Genomic DNA, 16896 nt, shown 5'->3' on the forward strand with positions numbered 1-16896 from the left:
ACAGTTCTCCCCTTAAGAGCAAAAGAGTGTTCCGGAACGATGGACACCGTCAAGAAGATAACTCTGAGCATCTTGCAGATCGTATCCGTTGCATAAAAACATTTTTTGCCCGCGCTCCATCAAAAACTGCGCCGCTAAAAGTTTGGTGACGATCCCTCCGGTAGCAAAAGCGTTATTGGGGGTATGATCGGCACAGAGTGCTTCGGCAGGGATAGAGTTTACCTCTTTGCAAATCATAGCGTCGGGGTGTTCTTTCGGATTTTTATCGTAATAACCGTCGATGTCGCTGAGGATGACTAATAGATCGGCATTCGTGTAGTGGGCGACATGTGCCGAGAGTTGGTCATTGTCTCCGAATACCTGCTCGGAGGTGGTCGATATATCGTTTTCATTCACGATGGGGACGATGTTGTGAGTCAATAACGTATCGATTATTTCGGTAAAAATAGCCGTCCGTTTGCGCGAGTCGAAATCCTCTTCGGTAAGGAGGATTTGCGATGTCGAAATATTATATGCATCAAATTTTTTCTTGTAACTGCTCATCAAAATCGGCTGGCCGAGCGAGGCAAGGACTTTTTTGCTGATTTGTTCTTCACGGTTGAGTTTGAGGGCGGAATAACCGGATGCGACGGCTCCTGAGGTGACGAGGATCACTTCATAGCGGTCTTGGAGTCTGGCGATAAGAGAGACGAGGTTGCGCATCCTCTCTTTTGCGATGGTATTGTTTTCCGTCAGTACGCCGCTACCTACTTTGATGACGATTCTTGGCATGAAGCCCCCTTTTGTCGGTAATCTTTTCAGGATACCCTAAAAGGATTAACGGGGGTTAAATCGAGCCTGAAATAAGGAGTTTGAAAAGGTTATTCCGCCGTAAAAATGGCATCGAGTATACCGTCGACAAATTCGTATTTGTCAAACGGTATCAGATGCTCGGGCTGCTCTCCGACACCGATGTAGAGGATCGGAAGCGAGAGGGCATAGGCGATAGAGAATACCGATCCTCCTTTCGCGGTTCCGTCAAGCTTGGTGATAATAATTCCGTCTACCCCGACCATTTCGTTAAACGCTTTGGCTTGAGCGATAGCGGAACTTCCCTGCGTACCGTCTAAAATCAGTATTTTACGGTGTGGTGCTCCGGTATGGGCTTTATCGCAGATACGGACGATTTTTTTCAGCTCATTACCCAGATTGGTTTGGGTATGAAGCCGTCCTGCCGTATCGATGATGACCTGCTCGAATCCGCGTGCTTTGGCCGACTCGATCGTATCGTAGGCAACAGCCGAGGGATCATGCCCCTGACGCGAAGAGATAATCGGTACATCGAGCTTGTCGGCCCAACGGGTGAGCTGTTCGATCGCAGCGGCGCGAAATGTGTCACCGGCACCGAGGATGACCCGCTCGCCTTTGGTGAGATAATATTGCGCCAGCTTGGCGATCGTCGTCGTTTTCCCTGCGCCGTTGACACCGATGATGAGGGTGACCGTCGGTTTGTCCGGGTTTTCAGGTAATGTGTTTTGAGCAAAACTCAGCGTCGCGAGGAGTTTTGAGCGGAGTTGATCGCGGGTAATATCATTTTGGTAAAGTTCGCGGAGGATAATCTCTACAAGATCGTATTCGACATCGGCTTCAAGCAGGATATTTTCCAGATCGTCTTTGGAAATTTTCGCTTTTTTCTCAGGTGCGATGGCAGCGATAGCCTCGATGGTCTTTTGAAGCCCTTTTTTAATGAATCCGAACATCCTTATCTCCCCAATGCCTGAGCAATATCGTGGTCGATGATCTCTTCTTGGGTAGCACCCGCATAGTGGGTGACGTATTCGCCGTTTTTATAAAGTACCATCAGCGGTATAGGGAACTGCTGTCCTACGCCGATCGTCGAAGCAATAGCGCGAGAGAGTTCCTGATTGTCGGCTTTGTTTGCCATCAGATAGGTTCCTCCTTTGTATTTTTCACGAAATTTTTCGAGATCTTCGTTGCTTTGGTCTTCTTCGATCGTGATCCCCATAACGATCAAATCATCTCCGTATTTTTTCTGAAGATTTCCCAAATGTTGTACTTCGGCCTGACAGGGAGGGCACCATGTTGCGAAGATATCGAATAAAACGACTTTGTCTTTGCCCGCGTCGAGGGTAAAGTTGGTTCCGCGCTTTTCCACGTTATAGCTTTTACCCTGGGTATCCATAAGCGAAAATTCGGCGGTTGAGACCATAGGCTCGTCGGATGAATCTTTAGAACACCCCTGAATGATAAAGGTTAAAGTGATAATAGGGATAAAAAACGTTGAAAAACGCATGAGTTGACCTTTGCATTTGGATAGAATAATGAAGATTATAACGAAGCAAAGGTAAAAAGTGACCAAAAGCGATTTTAGAACCTACTGTCTCTCAAGGCTCAAAGAGTCGAACCGAAGCACTAAAAGCTATCGGGATGCCAGAGTCCGTTCTCGCCTGAAAAAGGTGATGAAAGAGCTGGCTCCCGAACGGGTTTTGGCCTTTTGGCCGATGGGTTTCGAAGCTGATATCCGCGAGACTATCCACACATTACGCCGTGAATCACAAGTATATTTGCCGTTTATGGATGGCGTCAGTTTCAAGATGGTACCATTAAGATACCCGTTGGAACGTAAGAGTTTTGGGATTTATGAGCCGCGGGATTCATATACAAAATATAATTTAATAGATGTAGCTATTGTTCCTGTCGTTGGGGTAGACGGGTTATTTCGCCGAATCGGATTCGGCAAAGGGATGTATGATCGATTTTTCCCAACCCTGAAAAAGAGACCTTTTACTATTTTTATTCAATCATGTGAGTGCAAAACAACGCAAAACATATGTGACGATTATGATGTACAAGGAGATTTGTTAATCACCCCGCGCAGAGTCTATGGCATGAGGGATTCAAATGTTAAACGAACTACTCGTAGGCGGCGTGGTCGCCATATCGAGCGGTCTGGTCGGTTTTTTAATTTCTAAAAAGATTTCAGCAACACAGTTTGATTTATATTTGGAACAGGCGAAAGCCAAATCCAAAGCGATAGAAAACGAAGCGCAAATGATTCTGGAACGTGCGTCTATACGGTCGCGCGAGATAGAAAAAGAGGCGCAAAAACGATACGATGAGACCTATGAACAGGTTAAAAGAGATTTGAGCGAGCGTGAGAATACCGTTCATCGTTCGGAACAAGAGATTGAGCGTTTCCGAAAAGCGGAAGAGGAAAAAATCGCTTCGGTACGGGCGACGGTAGAAAATCAGCGCCTAAACCTGGAACGCAATGAGAGAGCTTTAGAGAAATTAAAAGACGATTACCGCCAAAAAAGTGAGCAGCTTAGGGTGATTGTGGAGGATCGTGCCCACCTTTCGGTGAACGATGCCAAAACAATCTTATTAGAACAGGTACGCGAAGAGATGCGTTCGGAGCTGGCACGTAAAATGCGCGAATTGGAGGAACAATCCAAAGAACAGCTCAAGCGCAAAGCCAATTACATTTTGGCGCAGGCGACATCGCGTTTTGCCGGAGATTTTGCGGCCGAGAGGCTGATTAGTGTTATCCATCTGGACGATGATGAGCTCAAAGGGCGCATTATCGGAAAAGAGGGGCGCAATATCAAGACCCTCGAAATGGTGACCGGAGTCGATATTATCATCGATGAAACTCCGAACGCAATTATCGTGAGTTCGTTCAACCTGTATCGCCGCGCTATTGCGACGAAAACGATCGAACTGCTGATCGAAGACGGGAGGATTCAGCCGGCACGGATCGAAGAAGTCTATCAGAAAGTATGCGATGAGTTTGAAGAGGCCGTATTGCGCGAAGGGGAGGAGATCGTCTTCGATATGGGGCTTCAGGGAGTTCATCCCGAATTGATGAAACTGCTCGGACGATTACGGTACCGTTCCAGTTACGGACAAAATGCTTTGGCACATACTCTGGAAGTCGCCCATTTAGCCGGAATTATGGCATCGGAGATGGGCGGTGACGTCAAATTGGCTCGGCGTGCGGGGTTATTGCACGATATCGGAAAGACGCTGACTCAGGAGAACGGAGGCAGCCATGTCGATATCGGTGCCGAATTGTGCCGACGCTATAACGAAGATCCGGTCGTGATCAATGCGATTTATGCCCATCACGGGTATGAAGAGATCAAAAGCATCGAGTGTGCGGCGGTATGTGCCGCCGATACCCTCTCTGCGGCGCGTCCGGGGGCGCGCCGAGAGGTATTGGAAAGTTTCTTGCGACGTGTGAGCGAGATCGAAGAGATCGCGACGCAAAAAGCAGGGGTAAAACAGGCGTATGCGATCAATGCCGGACGTGAAGTACGGGTCATTGTCAGCGCACAAAGCGTCAATGATGACGAAACCGTATTGCTCGCACGTGAAATCGCCGATGATATTTCTCAGAAAGTGCAGTTCCCGGGAGAAATTAAAGTAAGCGTCATCCGCGAAAGCCGAGCAGTCGAATACGCGAGATAACAATTTATTTAAAAATGTTATACTCTTTTGATAGAAAAACAGTATGATTCTCTCTTATGAGTCAGACGTGACGATTTTCAGATGCAAGGGATAAACCGTATGAAAAAAGAAGAAACTCTTACACACCTTCGAAATGCCAAAAAAGCTCATATTACATGGGTGCATCGTGCCCATGCACTGATCGAGGGGCTCCCTGTCGAAAAAGAGCAGGTTCCGGTTAGCTGTACCGAGTGCAAATTCGGACAATGGTTTTACGGGGAAGGGCAGCGGCTAAACATGATGCCGAGTATGGATTGTCTCAAAGAGATTGAGACGCTCCATTTCGAGCTGCATGATACGTATATGAAGATTTTTAAAATTTATTTTAGCGATGACGACCGATCGTTTATTTCAAAATTATTCGGAACAAAGAAAAAAATCTCTCCGATGAATCACGATATCGCAAAAGATTACTACACACAGCTAAAAGCGACTTCTGAAAAACTCATCGCCGCTATAGAACGGCTGGAACGCAGATTATTCGCCCTCCAAGAGGGGAGCTTCGTATAAATCTTTAGTGCTTTTCCGGGATCGTTACGACGATCATTCCGCGTAAATCTCCCATCTTGTATCCGGTAGCTTTATCTTCCGGATAGAGCTCTTTAATCGCTTTATAGAGTGCTGTATTACCGCTGATATCCCCATGACATTTCAAACAGGCTTCCTTTGCGATGGTGATCGGTTTATAATAGCTGTAGGATCCGTTTTGGGTAGTCAGTTCATAGGGAGGAAGCGGCGCTCCGCTCTCCTGCATTTTTTTCCATCGTTCCAAAACCGATTTTTCCGCGGATGACGGCATATTGATCGGATTGCGGTTTTCGAGACTGACCCGCTTTATGGAGAGGTTGTGCTCTTTTCCGATTTGATCGGTCAGGTGAAGGGCATTTTGCGAACAAAAGTGCAGAGCCGCCATCGGACCGCCGTTTTGCATTTGTCCGACCAACTCGCTTCCTAAGCGTTGGAGGAGCGCATTGGAGGCGGCAGAAGCTTTTTGAACCGTCGATTCCTGATCTGCGAGGGGTGCAGCGGAGAGAGTGGCTGCTACAAGGAGAGAAACAAAAGAAACTTTGATCATATGTATATCCTTATATTATTTTTATCATAATTATAACGGATTTAATATGGGCTTATTTTGACCTTCTCAATGTAAGTTAAGCTCTTCAGAATCGTCATACGGATCGAGGTGAATGAGCGAGTAGACGGTATTGTCGGGAAAGAGATTTTTAAATGCCAACTCGATTTTATCTCCCACCATATGGGCATCGTACAAAGATGTACTGATGCTGAAGACAACGTGAACGCTGATGTAAATTTCCGATCCCGATTGACGGGTACGCAGATCGTGATGACTGCTGATATCAAGCTGCGAATTGAGGATGGTGTTGATTTTGGCGACGCTTTGGGGATCGAGTGCGGCATCAAGAAGCATCATAATCCCCTCTTTGATGAGCGGGAAAGCGGAATAGAGCATATAAGCGCTGATGCCTATCCCCAGTATCGGGTCGATAATCGTATAATCGGTTAAAGAGATAAACGCAAGTGATGCCAAAACGGCGCCGTTGCTGAGAAGGTCGGTCTGGTAGTGCAGCGCATCTGCCTTGATTACCATATTTCCCGTTTTAGCGGCAACGAATTTTAAAAACAAAACCAATGCGGCGGTTATAACCAAAGAAGCGATCATGACGATCAAAGAAGCGTTGAGATGGGTGATAGTGCTTCCCTGCACCATTTTGGAAACGGCTTCGTAGAGGATAAAGAGTGCCGAAAGGGAGATGATGGTGCCTTCGATGACGGCTGCGAGAGGTTCGAGTTTACGACGTCCGAAATTGAATTTTTCGTCCGGTTCTTTGTCCGAGTTGTGCAAAGCGAAATAATTGAATGCTGAGACGACGAGATCGAGCAATGAGTCGATGGCAGAGGCCAGTACGGCTACGGAGCCGCTGATAACGCCTACCGTCAGTTTAAAGGCGACGAGGAGAAAGGCGACGGAACTGGAAACAAGGGTGGCTTTTTTTTCTATACGCATAGGGGGATTTTAGCGAAAGATGGCTAAAATTAACACTTATCAGTAAATGTCAAGGAGAGAAGAGTGGATTTAGAAGCGGTTCGTCGGGAACGCTCCGAATGGATGAAATGGAAGAATATCGCTCCGTTACGCGAAGCATTGGAAAAACTCCCTTCATTCGATGCGGCCGTAACATTAGGCAATACGGTCGAACTGAAAACCGAAGAACCGGTCGATATGGCGGAAGTGGAACGGATCGCTCGGATGATGATGCCGTGGCGAAAAGGGCCGTTCGACCTTTTCGGCCTATTTATTGATACGGAGTGGCGCTCAGACCTCAAATACAATTTTCTCCGTCCCCATTTCAATCTGCACGGAAAAAAAGTCGCCGATATCGGATGCAACAACGGCTATTATATGTTCCGTTTCCTCGAAGACACTCCGACCAAAGTGGTCGGATTTGACCCTTCCGCACTGTTTAAATCGCAATTCGATCTGATTAACCGTTTCGTCAAAAGCGACATCGTCTACGAACTCTTGGGAGTGGAACATCTGCCGTTTTACGAAGAGAAATTCGACGTCATTTTTTGTCTGGGAGTCCTGTACCACCGAAGCGATCCCGTAGCAATGCTGAAAAGTTTGCGTCAAGGGCTCGAAGAGGGGGGTGAAATCTATCTCGATACGTTTATCATCGAAGGAGACGAACCGTATGCGCTTTGTCCGAGCGAGAGCTATTCGAAGATAACGAACGTCTATTTCGTACCGACGCTTAAAGCGTTGGAAAATTGGTGTCTGCGTGCCGGATTCAAATCGTTTGAAGTGTTGGGAGCCGTGCGTACGACCTCGGATGAACAGCGTAAAACGGATTGGATCGAATCGCATAGCCTTGAAGATTTTCTCGATCCGGACGATAATAGCAAAACCATAGAGGGATATCCGGCACCGATACGCGGATATGTACGAATCAAAAAGGGGTAGTTTTGGCAAAAAGTCAACCGGAATCGATGGAAGAAGAGTCGATACAGATCGCGACCAATCAGCATACGGCACTCAATACGCATGAGCGGATCAATACGGTTTACAGCGGAGAAGTAGCTCAGCTTGATAGCGGGTATGCAAAGATCGTTTTGGAAACGACCGAAGTGATGCGAGCCGATGAGGTGGGATTGGTACACGGAGGATTTATCTTCAGTGCCGCCGATTTTGCGGCCATGGCGGCTGTCAATGAACCGAATGTGGTATTAGCCTCGTGCAACTGTTTGTTTTTGGCTCCTGTTAGGGTCGGAGACAGGGTAACGTTCGAAGCGACCGAACATCAAAAAGAGGGACGTAAACGCAATGTGACCGTTCGCGGATTCGTTCATGATATCAAAGTCTTCGAAGGGGAATTTAAAACCGTCGTAACCGAGCGCCACGTACTGCGCCTCGATTTGATGAAAAATGTCGAAGGGTGAGGCTAGATCATTCGTAGCCAATACTCTACGTTTCTTTGTTCCGCACGCACGGTGGTTGGATTTCCGTGCCCCGGATAGAGCGGTTTATCGATCGTCCATGTCGCAAACTTTTTGAGGCTTTGGCGCATCGCTTCACCGTCGGAATAGGGAAAATCCCACCGCCCGATGGAACCTTCAAACAAAAAATCTCCGCTGAATATCGCATCGCCGATCTCGATCATCGAACATCCCGGACAGTGGCCCGGAAAATGGTGAAATTTCACCTCGATCCCGCCGATTTCAAATACCTGATCCCCATCGACCGTAACATCGGGAGTGGAGGGGGGAAGTCCGGGCATCCATGTGCTGTTTTGCAACAGCATCACGTCCCCTTTCGGGGTATAGAGAGGAATCTCAAGCTTTTCTTGCAGAGCGCTGTTGCTCCAGACATGGTCGAAATGACCGTGGGTATTTAAAATGGCGATAGGATTTTGGACGTTTGCCATCACCCATTCGGTTGCCCCCATCCCCGGATCGATGATGATCTCTTTGCCGTCGATTTTTACGATATAACAGTTGGTTTGATAATCGCCCATCGCTCTTTTTAGGATTTCCATAAAGATACTCTTTTTTAGTCGGATTGTAGCATAAATGGGAGAGGGGCATTATCCTTTGCTATAATGCCCATATCTTAGACACTGAAGACGAGATAGCAATAATGGATCAGCCTAACCAACGATGAGGGGAAAGTGTGAGCAAACGATTTGATGAATGGAACGAGACTAAAAAAACGATTCATTCCAAAACACAATTAGCCCATTTCCGCGAACGTGAGATTTACGTCTCGACGATGGGGAGTAATGTCGGATTTGAACAAGATGGCAAAGGAGAAGACTTCATCCGTCCCGTTTTGGTTTTACGCAAATTTAGCAAACACAGTTTTATCGGTGTACCTCTAACCAGTGTAGTTAAAGAGGATATGTTTCACTATCCGTTTTCATTTATTGAGGGAAAAAAGAGCTACGCTATCCTCTCGCAAGTGCGGTTGTTTGATGCAAAACGGCTTGAACGTAAAATGGGAACGATCCAAGAAAACGATTTTAATGAGCTGAAAACGAGATTGAAAGAGTTGATGAAGTTATAAGTTGTTCCCCTTGGGTTGCCCCAAGAGTAGTCCCGAAGGAAATTTGTAGAGAAATTATAGCACAAATAATAAATATTTAGCGATTCAAAGACAAAAGCTAATCCATTATCCGATTGAAAACTTGACGTTGGATAGCTCTTCGGGCTTGTTTTTGTTCATATCGTATATCCCCTCGAAACTGTACGGAAACTGTCCGTTAAATTCTCCGATCCTTGCTCCGCTTGCCGTCGTCTCGGCATAATAGAAATCTTTGCCTCCGATGGTCAGTTTGGCATTCAGAAACGGCACATTACGGGTATCGCTTATGTGGACGGCGACGAAAACATGGTGGGAGACATAGACGAAACGGTAATCGATCCCCCGCTCATTCAGCAGTGAAGCGAAGAGGTTTGATTTGTCGTCGCAGTCTCCCCAATTGCTTTTGACGACGGTGAGGGCATTTCTACTCGTGTAGTCGGTGCGGTAGGGGATGGCGGTGACGTAGTCGAAGAGCTTTTGGGCTTCGCATCCGTCATCGCGGTTGCATCCTTGGGTCAGCTGTTCGGCGAGAGGGGCGAGTTCCCCCGCACGCGCCAGATTGGTTTTGATCACCATACCGTTTAGCTCGATAACCCCTCGCTCATAAAGGCTTACAAATTGCGGAGAATTTTCAGGGTGATAGGCTCGAAGATCGCGCGTCTCGATCCATGTTATAGACATCCCTATGTAGGTGAATATTCCCACGACGCTCCCCACGCCGATAATCGACATAAAACCGGCTTTGGAGGTTTGGACCGAGCGTGTGGAAGCGGTTTTAGCCGATTTGAGAATTTCACGGTATACCGCTAAAGCGATGACGAGAACGATCGCGATTTTTAGCCACAGATCCATAGTGCCTCTTTGTCGCTTCGTTTCATCCGTTTGATCGCGCGTTCCCGTTTCAATGCCGTACTTTTATCGGGATGAGACTCCTGATACATCAACGTGACGGGACGGCGGTAGCGGGTATATTTCGCCCCTTTGTCGGATGTGTTGTGCTCATGTACTCTTTTATCGATGTCTAGAGCAATCCCCGTATAGTAGGTATCGTCGCTGCATTTGAGGATATAGAGGCTGTAGGCTTTTGCGGACGGTTTCATGCAAAAGAGTATAGCAAAGATAACGATCGGGATGGAACACGAGGAGGGTATAATAATACGCATGGAACTCTACAGCACATTAGAAAATATATTGAATGCTCCCGATCCGCGGGGGAAAATTGCTCTTTTTAGAGATTTTTACGCACATTACCGCCGTGGTGAGATGACCCGCGACGCGACTACCTCGCCCATTGTGTTTGCCGCCCCGTCCTATCATGGATTTTGTACCGTGATCGATCCTAAAGAGGTCCCCAGACGTACCAAGCTGAACACTCCCCACGGCCAGACGCTGCTGCTGCATGCGATCGCCCATATCGAATACAGTGCGATCGATCTCGCTCTCGATGCGGTATACCGTTTTCGTGATTTGGGGGCGGAGTTCGAATCGGACTGGCTGAGCGTCGCAGATGATGAGATACGTCATTTCGAGATGATCGAAGGGTTGCTCAGAGAGCTGGGGAGTTTTTACGGAGCCTATCCGGTGCATGACGCACTCTTCGAGGCTTCGCAGCGTACGTTGGAACTGATCGAGAGGATGGCGGTGGTGCCGCGTTATCTCGAAGCCAACGGACTCGATGCCACGCCGCAGATACTTCGCAAGCTCGAACCGTTTCGTCAAGATCCTATGATCGTAAAAATCATGGATGCGCTACACGTGATTCTGGACGAAGAGATCGATCATGTCCGAAAAGGGGACCGTTGGTTCGAAGAGGGGTATAGACGTGAGGGAAAAGATACCGAACTCTATTTTGATATTATTGAAAAATATTATCCCCAAAGTTTTCCCCGCAAGGTTTCGGTCAATTGTGACGCCCGCAAAGAGGCGGGATTTTCGGAGGGTGAACTCTCGCGAATCAGTTCGAATATATGTTGATGCTTCGTTACCGAAATAAGTTATAATACAAATTGTTAATATGAAAATAAGGTTCAAGAGTGGGAAAATACGCGCTGATCAGCCGGTATCTAAGCGAGTTTATCAGTCAGGAAATCCGTAAAACAGGACTTAAAAAAGTCGTTGTCGGATTGAGCGGCGGGATAGATTCGGCGGTAGCGGCCGTATTGGCGAGCCGTGCATTCGGAGATGACCTGCTGTGCGTCAAAATGCCTTCGCACTACTCGTCGCAAAGTTCTCTGGACGATGCGGACACATTGTGCGAAGCGTTCGGATTGCGTTCTGAAACCTGCAGCATCGAACCGATGCTGCGGGCGTATGAAACTCCGGAAATGTCGGCGTTGCGGGTCGGGAACCTCTCGGCACGGTTACGAATGGTAACATTGTTCGATATTTCGGCGCGTGAGGGGGCTTTAGTCCTCGGAACCAGTAATAAAAGCGAACTGATGCTGGGATACGGGACGTTGTACGGGGATTTGGCAAGCGCGCTCAATCCGATCGGCGATTTGTATAAAACCGAAGTGTTTGAGTTGGCAAGGTATTTGGAAATTCCCGACTGTATCGTTTCCAAACCCCCTTCGGCGGATTTGTGGGCCGGACAGAGCGATGAGGCGGAAATCGGTTATCCGTATGCCGATCTCGATCGTGTGTTAAAACGTTACGTAGAAGAGCGTCACACACGCGAAGAGATGGTAGCCGGTGGCGAAAATCCAAAATTAGTCGATATGATCATCGAACGAATCTATAAAAATCAGTTCAAACGGAAAATGCCGTTAATCGCAAAATTGACCTCCAGAACGGTCAATCATGATTTTAATTATCCCAGAGATATTACCCTATGAATAAGGAAGTGCAAATGAGTATCCCATTTTATCGTGTCGAAGTCGGTGGAGACGAACGTGAAAAAATTGATGAAGTGTTTGACGGGGAAGCTCCTAATATCATCGAAGATTTGGAAGCGGCATTCGAATCGTATATCGGCGCTTCGTATGCATTGGCGGCATCAAACGGAACGGCAGCGTTGCATTTGGCGATGCTGGCGATCGATCTGAAACGGGGAGACAAAGTTATCTGTTCGATCAACGCCTATCCGTCCGTACCGGAAGTTGTCCGCCATTTCGATGCCGAACCGATTTTTATCGATATCAATCCCGATACGTTTACGATCGATTTGGATAAACTTGAGAGTTATCTGCATGAAAACAAGTCGAAAAAACTCAAAGCGGTGATTGTTTCGCATATCGCGGGACAAAGCGTCGAGCTCGATCGTTTGTACGAGATCGCCAAACTCTACGATGTAAAAATCGTCGAAGACGCGTCCGATGCTCTGGGTGCGACTTATAACGGGAAAAAGATCGGTTCGACGGGAGCGGATATCACCTGTTTCGACTTCAGCCCCCATTTGCGCCGCAATGTCTGCAACGGCGGAATGCTCGTATGCGATGACGAAGAGATCATGGAACGGGCAAAATTGCTGCGCCACCATGCGATGACGATCGATGACGAAGGCTTGGGGTATATCTATGACGTGACCGACATCGGAAGCCAATACATGATGAGCCCGCTCGATGCGGCGACGATTTTGGTTCAGTTGGAAAAACAAGATGAGATCATCGAGCGTCAAAGGGAAATCGCAGAGGTATTCAATGAACGCCTCAAAGAGGCTCCTCATATCAAACTGCCGATTGCGAACGAAGAACATCCGTATTCTTTGTACATTATCAAGGTAGATAAAAACCGTGACTCCTTCGCCCGCGAACTGGCATCACGAGGGATCGAGTGCGGACTGCATTATATTCCTCTGCATTTGCTGAGCTATTATAAAGCGAAATATTCGTTGCGGGTCAACGACTTTCCGATTGCGTTGCGCAATTACCAACAAGTCCTCTCGATTCCGAATTATGCCGCATTGAGCGATGATGATGTCGAAGAGATTTGTGATGCAATCTTGGATGTAGCTTCGACACGGGTTTGAAACGTTTCTGGATAACATGGGGCGAACGGTATCTTTATCGCCCCTCTTTTGTCCAAAAAATCCTCTCCTGGCTCCTTTTGCCGCTCAGCGGCCTCTATTGTCTGATCGCCTACCTGCGGTACCGCCGAACTACCCCTAAAACATTCCCTATCCCGATCGTGAGCGTCGGAAATCTGACGGTCGGGGGGAGTGGAAAAACGCCCGTCGTCATCGAGTTGGCAAAACGTTTTGAAAAATCGGCAATCGTCTTGCGCGGATACGGACGTCGCAGCCGCGGCATGGTAGTAGTCAAAGACAAAGCGACGATTCTGTGCGACGTCGTCCAAAGCGGTGATGAAGCGATGCTCTATGCCCATGCTCTTTCCAATACGACGGTCATTGTCAGCGAAATCCGTGAACGGGGAATCGCCGAAGCGGCATCGATGGGATGCGAAGTGGTCTTTTTGGATGACGGATACGGAAAACACTCTATTCAAAAACTGGATTTGGTGATCGATGTCGCGACACCGAATCGTTTTTGTCTCCCCTCCGGTCCATACCGCGAGAAACTGTGGTCGGGGAAAAAAGCGGTTCATCTTCGTGAGGGAGAGACATTTTCCCGCCGTGTCACGATTATCGATCCGACCGATAAAATGGTGCTCGTTACCGCTATCGCCAGACCCGAGCGTTTGGATCCCTTTTTACCGGATGTCATCGAGAAAGTCTATTTCGAAGATCACCATTTTTTTACCCAGGGAGAATTGGAAGGGATTCTCGAACGTACGGGAGCGACGAGTCTCTTGGTAACTCAGAAAGACTTGGTTAAAATAGCGCCTTTTAATCTCAGCGTCTCCGTCATGGACCTCTCATTGGAACTGGATGAAGCGTTGATATCACTTGTAAAGGATTATGTGCATGCAGCGCAAAATTGATACCGTAAAAACGTTGATGGACGCGATGCCGTTCATCAAAGAATTCCGTGACGAGATCGTCGTGATCAAATACGGCGGTTCGGCACAAAGTTCGGATGAACTCAAAGCGAAATTTGCCCAGGATATCGTTTTGTTGCACCTCGTCGGTGTAAAGGTCGTCATCGTTCACGGAGGGGGAAGCCGTATCAGTCAGCTTTTGAGCGATTTGAAAATACCGACGGAATTCATCGACGGCGAACGGGTCAGTACCCCTGACGTCATGCGGATCGTCGAGATGGTACTCAGCGGTGAAATCAACAAAGAGATCACATCGTTGTTGAACTCTTACGGGGCAAAAGCGATCGGTATCAGCGGAAAAGATGCCCATTTTCTAAAAGCTAAACCGAAAGACGAAGCGAAATTCGGTTTGACGGGACGGGTAGAAAACGTCAAATCCGAAGTGATCCATAATCTATTGCGCGAAGGGTTTATCCCCGTTATCGCTCCGATCGGTGCGGATGCCGTCGTCGGACATCCGGGATATAACATCAATGCCGATCTTGCGGCATCGGCGATTGCCGGTGCGATCGGCGCGTGCAAAGTGATTTTTATGACCGATACATCAGGAGTGTTGAATAAGGATAAAGAGCTTCTTTCAACATTGACCGAAGCCGAAGTGGAAGGGCTAAAAGCAGATGGAACGATCCACGGCGGGATGGTACCGAAAGTGGATGCGTGTCTCGAAGCGGTCGATAACGGAGTTAAAAAAGCCCATATCATCGACGGGCGGATCGAACATGCGATCTTGCTTGAACTCTTCACTTCCGAAGGGGTGGGGACAGAAATCACCCTCTAAGCAAGTCGTGAGAGCGGCTTTGCTATAATCGCACAAAATTTTTAAAAGTGGCATGATGAAATTTATAGAAACACGCGGAAATGACGGAATCCATTCTCAGGAGATCACCTTTTCAGAGGCGATTTTAAGCCCTATCGCTTCGTTCGGCGGGTTGTACGTCCCTAAAGCGCTTCCAGAACTCGGCGAAGCATTTTTGACCAAACATTTGAACTCATCGTATAAAGTATTGGCAAAAGATATGCTGATGACGTTAGGGATCGATATCGAAGAGAGCGTTATCGACGAAGCGTTGGCGCTGTACGACAAATTTGACGATCCGACCAATCCGGTTCCGGTCGTAAAAGTGCGTGACGATCTGTATGTCAGCGAACTTTATCACGGTCCTACCCGGGCGTTTAAAGATATGGCGCTTCAACCTTTCGGAATTGTTCTTTCATCGATTGCCCAAAAAAGAGGAGAGGAATATCTGATCCTCGCCGCGACGAGCGGAGATACCGGTCCTGCGGCTTTGGAAACATTCAAAAACCGCCCGAACGTACGTGTCGCCTGTCTCTATCCTGACGGAGGAACGTCGGATGTACAGCGTTTGCAAATGGTCACCGAAGATGCGGCCAATCTGAAAGTCATCGGAATCAAAGGGGATTTTGACGATGCGCAAAGCGCTCTTAAACGCCTTTTGAGTTCTCCGACATTCAACGATGCGCTGAAAGCGAAAAAAATCTCCCTCTCCGCTGCCAATTCGGTCAATTTCGGACGGATCATTTTCCAGATCGTCTACCATATCCACAGTTATCTTGAACTGGTACGCCAAAACGTGATCCAAGTGGGTGAAAAAGTTTATCTGGATGTTCCGAGCGGAAATTTCGGAAACGCTTTGGGCGGATTTTATGCGATGAAGATGGGGCTTCCGGTCGAGAAGATCATCATTGCATCCAATGAAAACAACGTCCTAACCCGTCTTATCAATACGGGCCGTTACGATTTACGCGGCGAAAGTGTCGTAGCGACGACATCACCGGCGATGGATATTTTGATATCGAGCAACGTCGAGCGGATTTTATACGACTTTTTCGGCGCAGAGCGGACCAAAGAGCTGATGAGTGCGCTGGAAAGCAACCGTTTTTACGCACTGAGCGATGATGAAACGATGAAGCTACAAAAAGTATTTGCCGCCGATTATTGTAACGGTGCGGAAGGCAAAGGGTATATCAAAGAAGCATTCGATCACGGATATCTAATGGACCCGCATACGGCGACCTGTTTCAAAGCGTTTGATTGCTGTGCGACGCAGAAAATCAAAACGATTGTCTATTCGACGGCTGAATGGACGAAATTTTCTCCTACTATCGCAAATGCGTTGAGCGGAGAAGTTGATTCTCGCGATCTGGATGCACTTGAGTCGATCTCTAAAACGGCAAAAATGCCGATACCGAACATGATTAAAGAGTTGTTTTCCAAACCGATTGCTCAACCGGTCGTCATCGAGAAAGAAGATATCGAAAAAGAGATTTTGTCGTTTCTGTAAAATGATCTCGCCCCCGCTAGGAGGGAGATTATTTACTGCCGTTGCGATGCATCGGATGCTGATAGTCGGTTTTTTCACATCCGCCGAGCATCATGACCGAACTCAACGAAAGCAAAAGTGTCATAAGCGTTACTTTCATCCTTTTTACCCCCTTTCATTCATTTCGTCGTTTTTCTTCAAAGACATACCCGTCTCCATCAGTTTGAGTTCCTGATCTCCTCCCAGAAGGATTTTATCGGAGGTTTTGAGCTTAGAGGCTTTAGGTTTTTTAGGATAATCGATCCGTGATAGAATGTACTTAATGCAATTAATACGGGCTTTTTTCTTGCTGTCGGAACGGATTATGATCCACGGTGCATGCTCGGTATGCGAAGCGAGGAGCATCGAATATTTGGCGATCGTATACTTATCCCACATCTCTTGGGATTTGGCATCGACGGGAGAGAGTTTGAACTGTTTCAACGGATCGGTTTTGCGCTCTTTAAACCGTAGCGCCTGCTCGTTTTTGGAGACGGAGAAATAGAATTTATAGAGGACGATTCCGGAATT

20 protein-coding genes and 1 pseudogene are annotated in these 16896 nt (G+C 47.6%); 12 read left to right on the forward strand and 9 right to left on the reverse strand.

What is annotated here, in order from left to right:
- Positions 1-12: 12 nt before the first annotated feature.
- The 3 genes from proB to Q0389_RS00150 form a co-directional block, all read right to left on the reverse strand.
- Positions 13-771, reverse strand: coding sequence for a glutamate 5-kinase (gene proB / locus Q0389_RS00140; RefSeq protein ID WP_298690176.1), 759 nt, complete (start codon positions 769-771; stop codon positions 13-15).
- 89 nt (positions 772-860) lie between these two features.
- Positions 861-1739 carry a signal recognition particle-docking protein FtsY gene (ftsY, locus tag Q0389_RS00145; RefSeq protein WP_298690179.1) on the reverse strand — a complete coding sequence of 293 codons (879 nt, stop codon included), beginning with the start codon at positions 1737-1739 and terminating at the stop codon, positions 861-863.
- A 2-nt stretch (positions 1740-1741) separates the two neighbouring features.
- Positions 1742-2293, reverse strand: a complete 552-nt coding sequence (locus Q0389_RS00150; protein WP_298690182.1) for a TlpA disulfide reductase family protein — start codon at positions 2291-2293, stop codon at positions 1742-1744.
- Between the two features lie 58 nt (positions 2294-2351).
- On the opposite strand from Q0389_RS00150, the gene Q0389_RS00155 reads away from it, so the two are divergent.
- The 3 genes from Q0389_RS00155 (at position 2352) to Q0389_RS00165 (ending at position 5019) form a co-directional block, all read left to right on the forward strand.
- Positions 2352-2972: a 5-formyltetrahydrofolate cyclo-ligase gene (locus tag Q0389_RS00155; RefSeq protein ID WP_298690185.1), complete on the forward strand. Its 621-nt coding sequence runs from the start codon at positions 2352-2354 to the stop codon at positions 2970-2972.
- Complete coding sequence (gene rny, locus Q0389_RS00160; RefSeq protein ID WP_298690188.1) at positions 2902-4470, forward strand: ribonuclease Y; 1569 nt, start codon at positions 2902-2904, stop codon at positions 4468-4470. The genes Q0389_RS00155 and rny overlap by 71 nt, the downstream gene beginning before the upstream one ends.
- A 99-nt stretch (positions 4471-4569) precedes the next feature.
- Complete coding sequence (locus Q0389_RS00165; protein WP_298690191.1) at positions 4570-5019, forward strand: CZB domain-containing protein; 450 nt, start codon at positions 4570-4572, stop codon at positions 5017-5019.
- A gap of 4 nt (positions 5020-5023) precedes the next feature.
- Here Q0389_RS00165 and Q0389_RS00170 read toward each other — a convergent pair whose 3' ends face one another.
- Both Q0389_RS00170 and Q0389_RS00175 read right to left on the reverse strand, forming a co-directional pair.
- On the reverse strand, positions 5024-5584 hold the full coding sequence (locus Q0389_RS00170; protein ID WP_298690194.1) for a DUF3365 domain-containing protein: 561 nt from the start codon (positions 5582-5584) through the stop codon (positions 5024-5026).
- A gap of 66 nt (positions 5585-5650) precedes the next feature.
- Positions 5651-6535: a cation diffusion facilitator family transporter gene (locus tag Q0389_RS00175; RefSeq protein WP_298690197.1), complete on the reverse strand. Its 885-nt coding sequence runs from the start codon at positions 6533-6535 to the stop codon at positions 5651-5653.
- Positions 6536-6598: 63 nt separating this feature from the next.
- Here Q0389_RS00175 and cmoB point away from each other — a divergent pair, with 63 nt between their 5' ends.
- Positions 6599-7492: a tRNA 5-methoxyuridine(34)/uridine 5-oxyacetic acid(34) synthase CmoB gene (gene cmoB, locus Q0389_RS00180; protein ID WP_298690200.1), complete on the forward strand. Its 894-nt coding sequence runs from the start codon at positions 6599-6601 to the stop codon at positions 7490-7492.
- A gap of 2 nt (positions 7493-7494) precedes the next feature.
- Complete coding sequence (locus Q0389_RS00185) at positions 7495-7968, forward strand: hotdog domain-containing protein (protein ID WP_298690203.1); 474 nt, start codon at positions 7495-7497, stop codon at positions 7966-7968.
- 2 nt (positions 7969-7970) lie between these two features.
- Here the strand turns inward: Q0389_RS00185 and Q0389_RS00190 are convergent, their stop codons facing one another.
- Positions 7971-8564: an MBL fold metallo-hydrolase gene (locus Q0389_RS00190; protein WP_298690206.1), complete on the reverse strand. Its 594-nt coding sequence runs from the start codon at positions 8562-8564 to the stop codon at positions 7971-7973.
- A gap of 134 nt (positions 8565-8698) precedes the next feature.
- Between Q0389_RS00190 and Q0389_RS00195 the strand changes: the two genes are divergently transcribed.
- The gene (locus Q0389_RS00195) at positions 8699-9091 is read left to right on the forward strand and encodes a type II toxin-antitoxin system PemK/MazF family toxin (protein WP_298690208.1); all 393 of its coding nucleotides are present in this window, start codon (positions 8699-8701) and stop codon (positions 9089-9091) included.
- Positions 9092-9196: 105 nt separating this feature from the next.
- Here the strand turns inward: Q0389_RS00195 and Q0389_RS00200 are convergent, their stop codons facing one another.
- Both Q0389_RS00200 and Q0389_RS00205 read right to left on the reverse strand, forming a co-directional pair.
- A complete protein-coding gene (locus Q0389_RS00200) occupies positions 9197-9961 on the reverse strand; it encodes a transglutaminase family protein (RefSeq protein ID WP_298690211.1) in 765 nt (254 codons plus the stop codon).
- Positions 9946-10209, reverse strand: coding sequence for a GIY-YIG nuclease family protein (locus tag Q0389_RS00205; protein ID WP_298690213.1), 264 nt, complete (start codon positions 10207-10209; stop codon positions 9946-9948). The genes Q0389_RS00200 and Q0389_RS00205 overlap by 16 nt, the downstream gene beginning before the upstream one ends.
- A 61-nt stretch (positions 10210-10270) precedes the next feature.
- Here Q0389_RS00205 and Q0389_RS00210 point away from each other — a divergent pair, with 61 nt between their 5' ends.
- From Q0389_RS00210 to thrC, 6 genes are read left to right on the forward strand one after another with little or no spacing between them, the layout of a single operon-like run.
- Positions 10271-11083, forward strand: a complete 813-nt coding sequence (locus Q0389_RS00210) for a ferritin-like domain-containing protein (RefSeq protein WP_298690216.1) — start codon at positions 10271-10273, stop codon at positions 11081-11083.
- 59 nt (positions 11084-11142) lie between these two features.
- Positions 11143-11943, forward strand: a complete 801-nt coding sequence (locus Q0389_RS00215; RefSeq protein WP_298690219.1) for an NAD+ synthase — start codon at positions 11143-11145, stop codon at positions 11941-11943.
- A 14-nt stretch (positions 11944-11957) separates the two neighbouring features.
- A complete protein-coding gene (locus tag Q0389_RS00220) occupies positions 11958-13076 on the forward strand; it encodes a DegT/DnrJ/EryC1/StrS aminotransferase family protein (protein ID WP_298690222.1) in 1119 nt (372 codons plus the stop codon).
- Positions 13073-13987, forward strand: coding sequence for a tetraacyldisaccharide 4'-kinase (locus tag Q0389_RS00225; protein WP_298690225.1), 915 nt, complete (start codon positions 13073-13075; stop codon positions 13985-13987). Before Q0389_RS00220 ends, Q0389_RS00225 begins: the two co-directional genes overlap by 4 nt.
- Positions 13971-14822: an acetylglutamate kinase gene (gene argB, locus Q0389_RS00230; protein ID WP_298690228.1), complete on the forward strand. Its 852-nt coding sequence runs from the start codon at positions 13971-13973 to the stop codon at positions 14820-14822. Before Q0389_RS00225 ends, argB begins: the two co-directional genes overlap by 17 nt.
- A 55-nt stretch (positions 14823-14877) precedes the next feature.
- On the forward strand, positions 14878-16347 hold the full coding sequence (gene thrC, locus Q0389_RS00235; protein WP_298690231.1) for a threonine synthase: 1470 nt from the start codon (positions 14878-14880) through the stop codon (positions 16345-16347).
- A gap of 144 nt (positions 16348-16491) precedes the next feature.
- On the opposite strand, the pseudogene Q0389_RS00240 reads toward thrC, so the two are convergent.
- Positions 16492-16896, reverse strand: a pseudogene (locus Q0389_RS00240) (polyphosphate kinase 2); the annotation flags it as partial.

The organism is uncultured Sulfuricurvum sp., from assembly GCF_937936435.1.
In the GTDB taxonomy this organism is placed as follows: Bacteria; Campylobacterota; Campylobacteria; order Campylobacterales; family Sulfurimonadaceae; genus Sulfuricurvum.